The organism is Acidaminobacter sp. JC074 (assembly GCF_022496765.1).
Classification (GTDB): domain Bacteria; phylum Bacillota; class Clostridia; order Peptostreptococcales; family Acidaminobacteraceae; genus JABXKX01.
This window is the reverse complement of the sequence record NZ_VANV01000013.1, coordinates 36,635-51,204: the sequence shown is the minus strand read 5'-3', so window position 1 is coordinate 51,204 and position 14,570 is coordinate 36,635. Positions and strand designations below refer to the sequence as shown.

Sequence of the window (14,570 nt, the reverse complement as noted above, 5' to 3'; positions counted from 1 at the left end):
TGTATAAGTGAAACAATACTTATTGAGATCAACAGAACATTACGTTTTGTTGATTTTTTTATACAACTTTTGATCAAGTTGACCAAAAGTTAAGAAAGGATGGTTAAATGAATAATATAAAATTTAATAGCGTGGAACATGAAATGTTTTATGGTGAAATGTTAAGTCGTGCTGGTCACGATGATGTTTACTATAGAGCATTTTTTTATTGTATGGGCATGTGTCCCACTACAAGAAAGAACATTGATGATTTGTTTGATTTTAATGAAGGCTGTATTTTACCTGAGAATATTCATCAGCCTTATCAAACTGGGACAAGTTATCAAGTTACCAGGATGGCCTTTAACTTGTGGAATGGCTATATAGAAGAAGGTTATGAGTCTTCTACTACACCTTCATCCTTATTTGCATGTGAGTATGCTAGTGAGTTTACAGAAGCCTTAAGAATCAGATATTCTGTGTATTTTAAGAATCAGGAACTGTATAAATCAAGTTTACGACAGACTATTAATGAACTTAGATCAAACGAAGTAAGAAAGTCTACTGATAAGAAATCAGATCATGAGAGATAAAGAAAGTGGGTTGAAATGAAGTTAGTTATTGCTGAGAAACCAAGTGTTGCAAGGTCTATCGCTGATGTACTTGGTGCATCGAATAAAAAAGATGGCTACATAGAAGGTAATGGTTATATCATAACTTGGTGTGTGGGCCATTTAGTAGGTCTTGCAACACCAGAAATGTATGATGAGATCTATGCTAAATGGAACTATGATCATCTACCTATACTACCGTCACCATGGAAGTATCAAGTAAAAGATAAAACAAAGAAACGGTTTAAAATCATAAAAGATTTGATGCATGATGATCGAGTAACTTCTTTGGTTGAAGCTACTGATTCAGGACGTGAAGGAGAACTGATCTTTAGATTAGTTTATGACAAGGTAGTATGTACAAAGCCATTTGAACGGTTATGGATCAGTTCTATGGAAGATAGTGCAATCAAAGCAGGCTTTAATGATCTAAGAAAAGGTTCGGATTATGAAAACTTGTATCAGTCTGCTTTGGCTAGAAGTCACGCTGATTGGATTGTAGGTTTAAATGCTACACGCTTATTTACTACAAAGTACAATGCAAAATTAAGTGTTGGACGTGTACAAACGCCTACACTAGCTATGATTGTAGAGCATGATATGAAGATTACAAACTTTATTAAAGAAAAGTTTTATCACGTAAACCTTGATTTAGGGACTTTTAGTGTTAAGAGTGACCGCATAGATACCATTGAATTAGCTGATAAGATTATAACTGATTGTAAAGACCGTCAAGCAGTAATATCAGAGGTCATTAAAGATGTAAAGAAAAATAAAGCTCCTAAGTTGTTTGATTTAACGACACTACAAAGAGAAGCCAATAGGTATTATTCATATACCGCAAAACAGACCTTAGACTATGCTCAAAGCTTATACGAGAAAAAGTTGATTACCTATCCAAGGACGGATAGTCGTTTTATTACAACTGATATGAGAGAGTCTGTTAGTGATCTTGTAAGTAGAATGGACTTAGTAGATACGCCTAATGTTGACAGGTTAATCAATGATAGCAAGGTTAGCGATCATCATGCCATTATTCCAACTACGTCTTCATTAAATATGGATGAGACTAAAATACCTGTTAGCGAGTTAAGTATACTAAAGCTTATAAGAATGAAATTAACAACTGCAGTGTCTTTAGACTATGTGTATGAAGAAGTGTCAGTTTCAGTTCTTGTAAATAATCATGACTTTAAGGCTAAAGAAAAGACATGTATAGAAATGGGGTTTAAGGCTGTAGAAGATGAATTTAAGATTAGCATAAATGATAATGATAAGTTAAGAGATAAATCAGATGCAGTTAAACTTATCAAAATAAATCAAGGTGATAAATATAGTATTGTTGATATTAAGCGATCAGAGCATTTTACTTCACCACCAAAGCATTATACAGAAGATACTCTATTATCTGCCATGGAACGTGCAGGTGTAGAAGAATTGGATAATTCTTTAGAAGTTGAGAAAAAAGGTTTAGGGACCCCTGCCACTAGAGCTGGTATCATAGAAAGACTTATCCAAGTTGGATATATAGAAAGAAAAAAGAAAAACATTCTTTCAACCAGTAAAGGTGTTGAACTGATTAAGATTGTACCTGAAAGGATAAAGTCACCAACATTAACTGCAGAGTGGGAAAATCGATTAACTGAAATCTCAAATGGCAGCTTTAACGCTGATCAGTTTATGGGTGAGATTAAGCTGGAAATCAAAGAGCTGGTTAAATCTTATTCTGATATGGCTGTGACTTCTACCTTTGAGTCTACTAAGGAAGTTATAGGTAAATGTCCAAGGTGTGAAAGTGATGTCTATGAAAGTAAAAGTAACTTTTACTGTTCTTCAAAGGATTGCAAGTTTAGTATATGGAAAGAAGATAAGTTCTTTTTATCTAAAAAGAAGAAGGTAACGAAGACAATAGCCAAAGGACTTCTAACTAAGGGCAAAATAAAGGTTAAAGGATTGTATTCTGAAAAGAAAGATAAGACATATGATGCCACAGTGGTACTTAATGATACAGGTACATGGGTGAATTATAAATTAGAGTTTAAATAAGGATGTGATGAGATGGATAACACATATGAAATATATCAAGTTAAGTCTGGTAAAGACTATAGAAATTTTAGATTTGAAAGTATAGATAGTCTAGAACACTTTGGATTAAAAGTAGATTACTCGAATTATGATTTTGTTTATAAAGGCAGCTTAGATGAAATGACTTTAGAAGATATATTCAGGAAGTTTAATCATGAACACCCTGAAGACTATAAAGGCAGATCACTTTCGGTAAGTGATGTGGTTGTACTTAATAAAGATGGTAAGACAACTGCTAACTTTGTCGATAGTTTTGGTTTCAAAGAAGTGAATGAATTTATACTTCAAAGAAATCAAGAATCACATAAGGAGTTTTCTGTGCTGAAAGCTCTAAAAGACAACAAATCGAAAGTAGAATCTAGTGATAAGAAAAAGAATGACATAAAACAAGATATAGGTGAAAGATAGGAGGGTGACATGGCAAGAGCTGAAGATGTATTTTCATTGTTAGTAAAAAAAGAAAATGAGATAAGATCCAGTGGTCAAGCATGGTTGGATTTCCTGAAATCAAGCGCCTATACAGGTAAATATAGTTTTAATGACCAGTTACTTATTTATGCCAATAGACCGGATGCTAGAGCATGTGCTAGTATGGACTTCTGGAATAAGCGTTTTAAACGATGGGTTAATAAGGGGTCTAAAGGTATACCATTAATGGATATAAGACCAGATGGGACCTATAGAATAAAGTATGTATTTGATATTTCTGATACTCATGCAACGAAGAACACTGTACATGATGTAGAATTGTTTTCATTTGATGAAAATATGCACTTGGATGCACTAGGCGAAGTAGAGAGACAAGCTGGTTTAACAGTATCAAATGATTTAGAAACAACTTCACGAATAATGCTATTGGCTGATAAGTATGCATCTTTCTATAATGATGATATGGCAGCAGATATTAGACAGTTAGCTGAAGGAACATATTTAGAAGAATTGGATGAATTAAACATTGATAAGATCTCAAAAGAATTACTAGCGAATTCAGTTGCTTATCAAATAGCTGAAAGATTAAATTTAGAGCCTGCCTCTATCTTCAGTGGCATGGACTTTGGCGATATAACTGACTTTAATGATACAAGTTTAGTATCTGTTTTGGTTACGACCATCAATGAAGCAACAGTTGATTTTATTACTGATTTAGATAGAGAGATCACCAAAATAAAAACTAGACAAAAAAATGTCTTGAATAATATAGAAACTTCAAATGAAATGTTGTACAATGAAGATGTAACAAATAAGACAAAAATGGTGTCTGAATTAAAAGGAGGTCATGATGATGAAAATAGAGACAATGGCAGGGATAGAATATCAAGTGGAGAACGGCATCTACAATCCAGTGATCAAGACATCAACATTCGAGAAGGAGGGGGGAACCTATCTTTTAGACGGGGAAATCCTGATACCCAACTTGAAAGTAGCGATGGATCAGGAGCCAGTCGTGGGAATATACGCAAGAGCGAGGAAGAGATACTTAGAGGAGAACAAGAAGGCTATGTACTCAATCATGATCATCAAGGGAACGCTACAGAGTCATCTACTGGAAGTAGAACAACGAGCACAGAGATTATTGGAGATGGAAACACCAAAAATGATGAAACAACTTCAAGTGACAGAAGACCTGAAGAAACAAGATCAGATGAAGTGGGTGGGTATTATGAACAATATCAAGCAGACTATCGAGGAAGAGATTTACAAGGAAATAGTCTTCAACTAGATAAACCGATACAATTAAGTTTATTTCCAACTGAAGAAGAACAAATAGAAATTATTGAGGAAACAGTAGATGATGAAACTACTGTTTTTTCTTTTGCCCAAATGGAGATTGATGAAGAACTTAAGCGAGGTAGTGGTTTTGAAAATGGGAAACTCAGAATTTATGAGTTCTTTTTGGATGAACCTACGAGAAAAGAAGCTGCAGATTTTCTGAAAAACGAGTATGGTGTTGGTGGTCGTTCAGGATCAAGAGATCCAATGAAAATTACTTCATCTAGTCATGACTCAAAAGGCATTGTTCTGACTAAAGGTGGTTATGGTGAAGATAGGGTTGATAAGCTTATCAAATGGTCCGAAGTAGGTAAACGTATAAGACACTTGATTGACAATGATGATTACTTAACTGATGAACAAATGGCCCAATATGAAGAACAGGAACATAAGAAGCTAATGGATGATCCTACTTTACTAATGAATGATGCCATGAAAGCTGCTACACCAGGTATGTATGAAACTGAAAGTCTAGCATTAAAAGATAAAACTGTTCAAGGTATATACTTTGTGCCTTTTAGAAGTAGTTGGACCTGGTATCTAGTTGAATACGATGATAATACAGGAGATGCTTTTGGTTTAGTTGCTGGTGATGCTGTCGAGTGGGGTTATTTCAATGTTAGAGAACTTCATGCATTAGGCGCACAAAGACTAATCAGTCATAAGCCAAGAACGTTTGAAGAAATCAAGGATACCGAATTAAAGAATCAGTTAACTTCATTTGAACTATTAAATGCGTTTAACGGGGAATTGCGATTTAAGGCAGATGAAATTAAGGTTGATGAAAGTATAGAAATTGTAAATATTCAGTCTGAAGATGAGATGGAAGCTTTAGGTGAAGTGCTAGAAGATACTTCTGGTCAAGTTGACCAAAAGTTGAATATTGAAAAACTGGACTTTAAAATTACAGATTATGATTTAGGCATAGGTACAAGTCTTGAAAAACTAAGAAATAACATTGATGCTATTAAAACACTTAAATATATAGAAAGCCAAGATAGATTGGCAACAAGTGAAGAACAAGAAGTTTTGTCTAAATATATCGGTTGGGGTGGCATGCCTGAAGTATTTGATAAAGATACCAATATCACTTGGGCAAGAACAGGATATTTCTCTCTATTAGAACTTCTGAATGAAGATGAGTATAGATCAGCAAGAGAATCAACATTAAATGCTCATTATACCTCACCAACTATTATAGAAGCCATGTATGATGGTTTAGGTATATTAGGATTTGAAAAGGGGAACATTTTAGAACCCTCTTGTGGTACTGGTAACTTCTTAGGTATGTTACCAGAATATTTTTCTGAGAGTAAGTTTTATGGAGTTGAACTTGATAGCATTTCAGGAAGAATAGCCAATCAGCTCTATCAAAATGCAGATATAAAGATTGATGGCTATGAGAATACGACATACTCAGATAGCTTGTTTGATGTTGCTATCGGCAATGTACCGTTTGGTGATTATAAGGTTTATGATAAAAGATACGAAAAAGAGAACTTCTTAATACATGATTATTTCTTTGCAAAGTCTCTAGATAAGGTAAGAGAAGGTGGTATAGTTGCCTTTATTACTTCAAAAGGAACACTTGATAAGAAAAACTCAAAGGTTAGAAAGTATCTGGCTGAAAGAGCAGAACTTTTGGGTGCTATTAGACTACCTAATACAGCATTTAAAGCCAATGCTGGTACTGAAGTAACCAGTGATATCATATTCTTGAAAAAGCGTGAAAGGCCAATGGCCATTGATGAAGATTGGGTACATCTAAATGTAAATGAAGATGGTATCAGTATGAACCAGTACTTTATTGATCATCCTGAAATGGTCCTTGGTAAGATGGATATGGTCTCTTCAAGGTTTGGTAAGGAGAGTGCTTGTCTAGCGATAGAAGGAAGCAGTTTAAAAGATCAACTAGCTGCTGCTATGAATAACCTATCAGGTTCTATTGGACAATTATCAATAGAGCATCAGATTGAAAATGACAATGATGAAATACTAGCTGATCCAACAGTGAGAAATTATAGCTTTACAATTGTTGATGGTGAAGTTTATTTTAGAGAAAATTCAGTTATGATTAAACCTACAATCAAAGAAAATGATATTCCAAGATTAAAAGGTTTGATTGGTATTAGAGATGCAACAAGAGAGCTTGTAAGACTTCAAATGGAAGATCATTCAGATGAAGAAATTAGAGCTGGGCAATCTACCCTTAATGAGAGATATGATCATTTTACTGAAGGATTTGGGGTAATAAACGATAAGAAAAACGCTAAGTTGTTTAATAATGATGTATCATATGCCTTGATTTGTTCATTAGAAAATATAGAACATGATACTGGTAGAGTTACTAAAGCAGATATGTTTTCAAAACGTACTATCAAAAAGAGAACAGTACCAGAAAAGGTGGATTCACCAATAGAAGCTTTAGCTTTATCTATTACCGAAAAAGCAAAAGTGGATATGGCTTACATGGCTTCTTTAACAGGTTTAACTGCAGATGAAGTCTTTGAAGATTTACAAGGTATAGTATTTAAAAATCCATTGTATTATGAAGGTGGCTATGAAGAAGAATTTATTAATGCTGATGAATATCTTTCTGGTAACGTCAGAGAGAAACATGAAGTAGCTGTTAATGCTGCAGTTGAACAACCAGAAGTTTATAGTATAAATGCCAGTGCTTTAGAACTGGTTATTCCAAAAGATTTAGAAGCTACAGATATAGATGTACGTCTAGGAGCCACATGGCTGCCTGTAAAAGATGTAGAAGACTTTATATTTGAAACATTAGATACACCTGGTTTTGCCAAGTGGGATATCAATGTTAGATACTCATCATTTTCAGCTAATTGGAATGTTGAAGGTAAATCAAAAGATAGAGACAATATCAGAGCAAATATGACATTTGGTACAAGTAGAGTTAGTGCCTATAAGATTATAGAAGATACCTTAAACCTTAAAGATACAAGGGTATATGATCGTGTTACAGATGTCGATGGTAAGGTCAAATCTGTTTTAAATAAGCATGAAACCATGTTAGCTGGTCAGAAACAAGATGCTATAAAAGAAGCTTTTAAATCTTGGATATGGCAAGAACCATCAAGAAGAAATAGACTGGTTAAAATGTATAATAAAAAGTTTAATTCTACACGACCAAGGGAGTTTGATGGCTCACATATTGCCTTTGATGGTATGAATCCCAGTATTTCTTTAAGGGAACATCAACGTAATGCCATTGCTCATACCTTATATGGTGAAAACACGCTACTAGCTCATGCTGTTGGTGCTGGAAAAAGTTTTGAAATGATTGCAAGTGCAATGGAAAGTAAAAGGCTTGGCTTAAGTCAAAAATCACTATTTGTGGTACCTAATCACTTAACAGAACAAATGGGCAGTGAATTCTTAAAACTTTATCCATCAGCTAATATTTTGGTATCAACTAAGAAAGACTTTGAACCTAAGAACCGTAAGAAGTTTTGTGGAAGAATTGCTACAGGTGACTATGATGCTGTAGTTATTGGTCATTCTCAGTTTGAGCGTATACCTATGAGTGTAGAAAGGCAGCAGTCTGAAATTGAAAGACAGATTGATGCTATTTCAGATGGTATAGCAGATCTTAAGGCAAATAACGGTGATAACTTCTCTGTAAAGCAATTAGAGAAGACCAAGAAGTCTTTGTCAACAAGGTTATTAAAACTAAATGATCAGTCACATAAGGATGATGTGGTGACGTTTGAAGAGTTAGGTGTTGACCGTCTAATAGTAGATGAGGCACATAGCTACAAAAATCTCTTTCTTTATACTAAGATGCGTAATGTAGCTGGTATTGGACAAAGTGAAGCTAAGAAGTCTTCTGATATGTTTATGAAGTGTCGGTATATGGATGAGATTACTAATGGCAAGGGCATTATATTTGCAACTGGAACGCCCATAAGCAACTCCATGACTGAACTTTATACCATGCAGAGATATTTACAATATGGTTCACTACAAAAGCAACGATTAGAGCATTTTGATGCATGGGCATCTACATTTGGTGAAACCAATACAACTATAGAATTAAGTCCTGAAGGTACAGGCTATAGACCTAAAACAAGGTTTTCAAAGTTTTATAATCTTCCTGAACTTATGAACATGTTTAAGGAAGTTGCAGATATTAAGACAGCAGATATGTTAGAGCTTCCTGTTCCTGAAGCTGAGTTTGAAACGGTGGTTATTCAACCCAGTGAATTTCAACAAGAAATGGTAGCAAGTCTATCTGAACGAGCAGATGCCGTTAGAAATAAGATAGTTGATCAATCCACTGATAATATGCTATTAATAACAAATGATGGTAGGAAACTAGCTTTAGATCAAAGGCTTATGAACTCAATGTTACCCAGGGATGATCAAGGTAAGGTAGCGACTTGTGCTAATAATGCATTTGATATCTGGCAAGATACAATACCTAAGAAATCAACTCAATTAATCTTCTGTGATTTATCGACACCTAGTGGAAAGAGTGATTTTAATGTTTATGATGATATCAAAGAAATTTTAATTGATAAAGGTGTGCCTAGTTATGAAATAGCATTTATACATGATGCAAAGAATGAAAAACAAAAGGATGAAATGTTTGCTAAGGTTAGATCAGGTGATATTAGAGTACTTTTAGGCTCTACGTTTAAAATGGGAGCTGGTACAAACGTGCAGGATAAGCTTATTGCAACACATGATCTTGATTGCCCATGGAAACCTTCAGATCTGGAGCAACGCGCTGGGCGACTGATTAGACAGGGGAATGAGAATGAAAAAGTGAAAGTGTTTCGTTATGTAACTGAAAATACATTTGATGCGTTTTTATGGCAGCTTGTAGAGAATAAGCAGAAGTTCATCAGTCAAATTATGACTAGTAAATCACCCGTTAGAAGTGCTGATGATGCAGATGAAAATGCTTTATCTTATGCTGAAATAAAAGCTTTAGCTACTGGCAACCCATTAATAAAAGAGAAGATGAATCTAGATGTACAGGTTAGTAAATTGAAGATGCTTCACTCTAATTATTTGAGTAATAAATATGCCTTAGAAGATAAGATTATAAAGTATTATCCTAATGAAATTAAAAGACTTGAAACGCTTATCAGAGGTTATAAAACTGATATTGATCATGTAAGTAAACATACCAAAACCGGTTTAGAAGGTGAGAAGATATTTAATGGTATGACTGTGACAGGAATAACTTACGGTACTTTAGACAAAGAAGCTGCAGGTCATGCGATACTTACTGCTTGTAAGTCAGTTAAAGATAGTAAGGAAAGTGAATTTGGTAGCTACCGAGGGTTTGATTTAGCAATCAAGTATGATGTGTTTTACAACAACTATTATGCACATTTGAAGGGCAGCAGAGATCATAAAGTTGAATTAGGTTCTGATGTATATGGTAATATTGCTAGAATGGACCACGTACTTGATAGTATGGATGCTAAATTAAAAGATGCAGAACTTAAGCTAGATGCAGTTAGAGGACAACTTAAAAATGCAGAAGTTGAAGTAAAGAAACCATTTGATAAGGATAAGGAGATGAAAGAAAAAGTGACCAGACTGTCTGAACTTGATCAAAAACTTAATTTAGCTGAAAACGAAGCTTTACAAGCACCAAGTGAATTGGACCGAGCTAAAAATTTAATACAGGATTATCTAGAAAAAGAGTATGAAGAAGAAAGGGAGCCTTTTGACTTTGATGATCTAGAAAAAGTTGATATAGCCTATACAACCACTGAAGATGAAAAGCATGAAATCCAAGCATCAGTGGACTTGATTAACTTCTCAGTTAACACTTATATAGATGATACATTAGTCAATAAAGAGCAATATGGCACTCTTAAAGAACTTAATGATTATGCCTTAGAACATTTAGATTATGCTTCACTAGTATTTGTGGAAGACGAAGATATAGAACGAATTGAGGATTTAATCATTGATAAAGATACAGATGTAGATGGTGTAATTGATAGATTTGACGTTGATCCTACAGATTCTATTGCTGTAACTAATGCTGATATTGAAGAGAACCCCCTCTCAGATAAAAGACCTTCAATACTAGGACAATTAAGAAAAAATCAAGAACTAATAAAAGGAAATACAATAAAGGATGAAAGAAATAACAATGTGATTAGCATGTAAGTTTCTGAACCTCCCCAACTATCAATTAGAGATATTTGGGGAGGTTTTCTTTTAACGAATTTTAGAATTGCTAAAAGTTTAACTTAGAGATTGTAAAAAATTAGAAATGATATTGTTATCTACTGTTAGTTTGGAGTAAGATAAACTAAGAAGAAGTTGATGAATAAACAACTGAAAGGAGGAAAAATGAGTAAAATAGGTCGTAATGACAAGTGTTATTGTGGTAGTGGTAAGAAGTACAAAAAGTGTTGTCTTGATAAGGAAAAAAATCATATGATAAAAAGTAGTTTTACAGACCAAAATGATGTTTTTCCTAATGTTCAAAATAATGTTGTTAAACTGACTGATATTTTTTTGAAGTATGATCTGAGTGATCTTGTCAAAGCAGTTTTCTGTATTAATATTTGCTCGTTAAATAGGTCTGCTTTAGAAATATCAATATCATTAAATCAATGCTTAATGGGAATTGATAAATCAGGTTCTAAAGAAATTAAATCTTATATGGATTTTGAGTACTTTTTCTCTGAGGTTAGTGAATGTCTTCAGGTAACATCGTTAGATGATTATACTATGCAAGATTTTGGTGAAGTTAGAATAAGTTACAAAAATAAATCATATAGAGTTATACTTGGTAATGGTTACGAAAATGTCTATGGTGTTCTTCAATTTATGGAGCAGGCAGCTGCAGTATGTAAAATGGAACCACTTTTAAATAGTATGTTATATTATTCATCTAATCAGATTGATTATTTCTATGATATTAACAGATTTGATGAGGATTTTAAGGTGAAATTCGTATTACCATCAAATCAGTTGTTTGAGAGAGTTCATCAATATTTTAATGAAGTCTATTCAATAGAGTCAATTATCAACCTAGCAGACGCATTTAAAGAATATAGTAAGGATGCATCAAAGTCTCATTTTACTGAAAAAGAAGGAACTATTTGGCCAATATTTAACACATCTATTTTAGTTGATTTTTATGGCTTAATGGTTCAAAAAATGACTAAAAATGATGCTATTAGTACTGTTGAAAAAACTATCGCATATAAACTACAGAGTTTATCATATTTAGAAGATGATGCAAATCCTTCACTTTTATATCCTGTTGGTCTTGTTGACAGTGCTAAGTTTATATCAAAAGAATATTATTCGTTTATCTTATGTGGCAGGAGGGGAGTCGTTATAGGAATAAATGGAAGTAAATATAGTAGCTCATTAGAACTTGATGAGGAAATAAAAAGAATTAAGGATCTGTATAATAGTAATCAATTGAGCTTGGCTGAAATTGTTCAAAGAAAATCAAATGGATATAAGGGGGTACAGGTACCAAATCATTTAGGCTTAAAGATTTTGGTCTTTGATGATTTATTGAACCTACACCAAAACCAGTTGTTGCTAAAAAATGGTAAAGACGCATATCATAGTTGTACTTCAGCTGATGTTATATACTTTTTATCTTTCATGAAAAATATAGATGAGTTGTATAGATACCTTGAATATGAAGAAGAGGATAAACAAGGCAAACTTCTTTCTTTTGGAGGTGTGGCTACAACTTACTTGATGTGGAAGGAATCAGGTGAAGTAGTTGAAAAGGGAGCTATCGAGTATTCGTTGATGTCAATCGAACATGGGTATGCAGATTCATATGTTAGAGATTATTTTGTAGATAAATTAAGTAGCTACCCATTTGAAGTCAAAACAGAACTTTTTAGCGACTTTTCAAGATGGAACATTCGTCGAATGGATAGAAGTGATTACTATGAGTACTCATATAAGATGAGCAATTCGTATGGTGGTATAGGACGATTATTTTCTAATAACTCATTTGTTTTTTTTGCACATAATATTACAATGTATAGTACTGAAGACTATTCTGATGAGTTAATGAATTTAATTTGCCTTATAGATGATTTAAATATGAGAAACACAAGTTTATATGGTCATTTCTATGAAAAAAACAATTGTTTTAACGGGTTATCTATTCATTATATTCATTTGCCATTTGAATATGCAAAAGAGCATGACATAACTGGATATACACAAGATGCTGAAAAGAAATATGTCTATAGTGAAATTCATGTTGATAGTGATGGGATTGCAATTAGATTTGCTGTAAATAGTGGAAAACTGCTAAGTGATTTAGAAGAAGCTAAAGATAGAGAGGTGGAGACGACATACTTTATGGAGTTGAACTCCACGTTAAAAAAATATTTTAGTGAGGAATACAATGAATTAGTTGATTTAATATCAGATAGTATTCATTTGCCTGGAGGTGTTGGTGTGTTCAGCATGAATTTGAGCTATCTTTATAATGATAAACATCCAGGCTACCGAGTCTCAGATAAATCATATCATAATGTTCGAAAATCAATAGCAATGATTTGTAGTGAAAAAGACATTATAACAGGAAGATATGAAGGGAAAAAAGCAACCAAAATCATTAGAATAATGCAGAGTGAGTTAATATCATATTTTGAAGATTGCATATCAAAATATGATCGTAAATCATTACATCTTCAGCTGTTGGAAATCTATTCTAAAATAGTTCATGAGGTGAATATTCATAGAGCGAGATATAACTCCTTTAATGATATTGAAGAAACGGAAAAGGATTATGTTAAACAACGCATAGTAAACTTAAGAGAGGAAGCTAAACATCACCAGAGATCTATGCAGTATATTTTAGAAACCAATTTAAACTTGGAGAATAATCGTAAAGTATGCCAACCTACTGATGATGAAGTCCAATATTTGTTAGCATTTGCAAACTGGCTTGTTGTTTTACAAGATGCAGCTGATATATGCTTTAATAGTAAACTTGAAAAATCAATTGAAGTAAATCATGACTATGTGGTAGATATAATTGACTCTGAAGATATGATAAAAAGAATTAAAGGATTAAGTAAGAGAATATATGAGAACAAAGATTATTCCGTAAAGATGGATGAGATTGATAAGTCTTTTTATGAAGAATATATTGCAGCTTTTAATGATGATTTCGGATTTGATTTTCAATTATTTATGGCTGTAATGGAAATATTACAACTTGGTCATGAATCGACTTTTGCGACTAATGTTGGTATTAATGTGTATAAGTTTGATTTTGAGGCTTTCAAGCAAGACTTTCTAAATGCATACGATGTTGAATGTTCTGATCAGGAATTAAAGAATGTGATTAATTTTCTGGTGTGTGATGTAAAAGCACTCAAATTTTGGAGAGGTGAGTATCGTACATTTCTGCCTATTAATGAAAGAGTGAATCGGAATGTAAGATTCGAAGTCTGTCCACTCATATTGTTTGAAAATGAATATTATTTTTCACCAGTTGCAATTTTTGATTTAATGAACAAGTGGATAAGTGGTGTTTTAAGTTTTTATCCACCATTTGAGATTGGAATGAAAAAAGTGATGAAAGTCTTAACTAGATGGAAGAAGAGATATGAGGATGACATAGTAAAAGATATAGTTAAAATTTTTAAGGATCATAGTACTCGGTTAGTATGGCCAGAAGCTAAATTACACAAACTTGATAAAACTAGTATTCATCCTGAAGAACTTGGTGATTATGATGTAATTGCATATGATGATAAAAGGAAAGAGTTATGGATAATTGAGTGTAAGGTACTAAGTAAAGTTGGCTCGAATCATGAAGTTTATATGCAACAATTCAACTTTTTTTTAGACAAAAAATATGACGAGAAGTTTCAACGTAGAATTGATTATTTGTCGAAGTACTACAAAGAGTTTCTACATTCACAGGGGGTTGATGATGTTGAGGATTTAATTTTAAAACCTTATATGATAACTAATAAAGTGCTATTTTCTAGATATAAAGATCTAGATTTTGAAATAATATCGATGTATGAGTTTGAACTTCTACTAAATGATTCAAATAAACTTAGTGTAAATAAATCTGTGTAAACCAATAAAATCCTCCACTTAATAATCTATACAATAGTTTAT

Annotated in this window: 6 protein-coding genes; all 6 read left to right on the top strand. The window is 33.1% G+C overall.

The features are described 5' to 3' along the window. Positions 1-107 precede the first annotated feature (107 nt). The 6 genes from EZV73_RS15295 (at position 108) to EZV73_RS15275 (ending at position 14,528) form a co-directional block, all read left to right on the top strand. Positions 108-572 carry a DUF6075 family protein gene (locus EZV73_RS15295; protein WP_240841270.1) on the top strand — a complete coding sequence of 155 codons (465 nt, stop codon included), beginning with the start codon at positions 108-110 and terminating at the stop codon, positions 570-572. A 15-nt stretch (positions 573-587) separates the two neighbouring features. After that, a complete protein-coding gene (locus tag EZV73_RS15290; RefSeq protein WP_240841269.1) occupies positions 588-2,636 on the top strand; it encodes a type IA DNA topoisomerase in 2,049 nt (682 codons plus the stop codon). 12 nt (positions 2,637-2,648) lie between these two features. Continuing rightward, positions 2,649-3,083, top strand: a complete 435-nt coding sequence (locus EZV73_RS15285) for a YodL domain-containing protein (protein ID WP_240841268.1) — start codon at positions 2,649-2,651, stop codon at positions 3,081-3,083. 868 nt (positions 3,084-3,951) lie between these two features. After that, positions 3,952-4,395 (top strand): TnpV protein, encoded by a 444-nt coding sequence (locus tag EZV73_RS28990; RefSeq protein WP_369123960.1) that lies wholly within the window; start codon positions 3,952-3,954, stop codon positions 4,393-4,395. A 101-nt stretch (positions 4,396-4,496) separates the two neighbouring features. Further along, positions 4,497-10,604: a helicase-related protein gene (locus tag EZV73_RS15280; RefSeq protein ID WP_369123961.1), complete on the top strand. Its 6,108-nt coding sequence runs from the start codon at positions 4,497-4,499 to the stop codon at positions 10,602-10,604. A gap of 186 nt (positions 10,605-10,790) precedes the next feature. Further along, entirely contained in the window at positions 10,791-14,528 is a 3,738-nt protein-coding gene (locus EZV73_RS15275; RefSeq protein ID WP_240841266.1) for a YecA family protein, read from the top strand. The last annotated feature ends 42 nt before the right edge of the window (positions 14,529-14,570 follow it).

What these genes read in the sequence shown, in the direction of transcription:
- EZV73_RS15295 (WP_240841270.1), top strand. Translation starts at nt 108, where the DNA reads ATGAATAATATAAAATTTAATAGCGTGGAACATGAAATGTTTTATGGT.
- EZV73_RS15290 (WP_240841269.1), top strand. Translation starts at nt 588, where the DNA reads ATGAAGTTAGTTATTGCTGAGAAACCAAGTGTTGCAAGGTCTATCGCT.
- EZV73_RS15285 (WP_240841268.1), top strand. Translation starts at nt 2,649, where the DNA reads ATGGATAACACATATGAAATATATCAAGTTAAGTCTGGTAAAGACTAT.
- EZV73_RS28990 (WP_369123960.1), top strand. Translation starts at nt 3,952, where the DNA reads ATGATGATGAAAATAGAGACAATGGCAGGGATAGAATATCAAGTGGAG.
- EZV73_RS15280 (WP_369123961.1), top strand. Translation starts at nt 4,497, where the DNA reads ATGGAGATTGATGAAGAACTTAAGCGAGGTAGTGGTTTTGAAAATGGG.
- EZV73_RS15275 (WP_240841266.1), top strand. Translation starts at nt 10,791, where the DNA reads ATGAGTAAAATAGGTCGTAATGACAAGTGTTATTGTGGTAGTGGTAAG.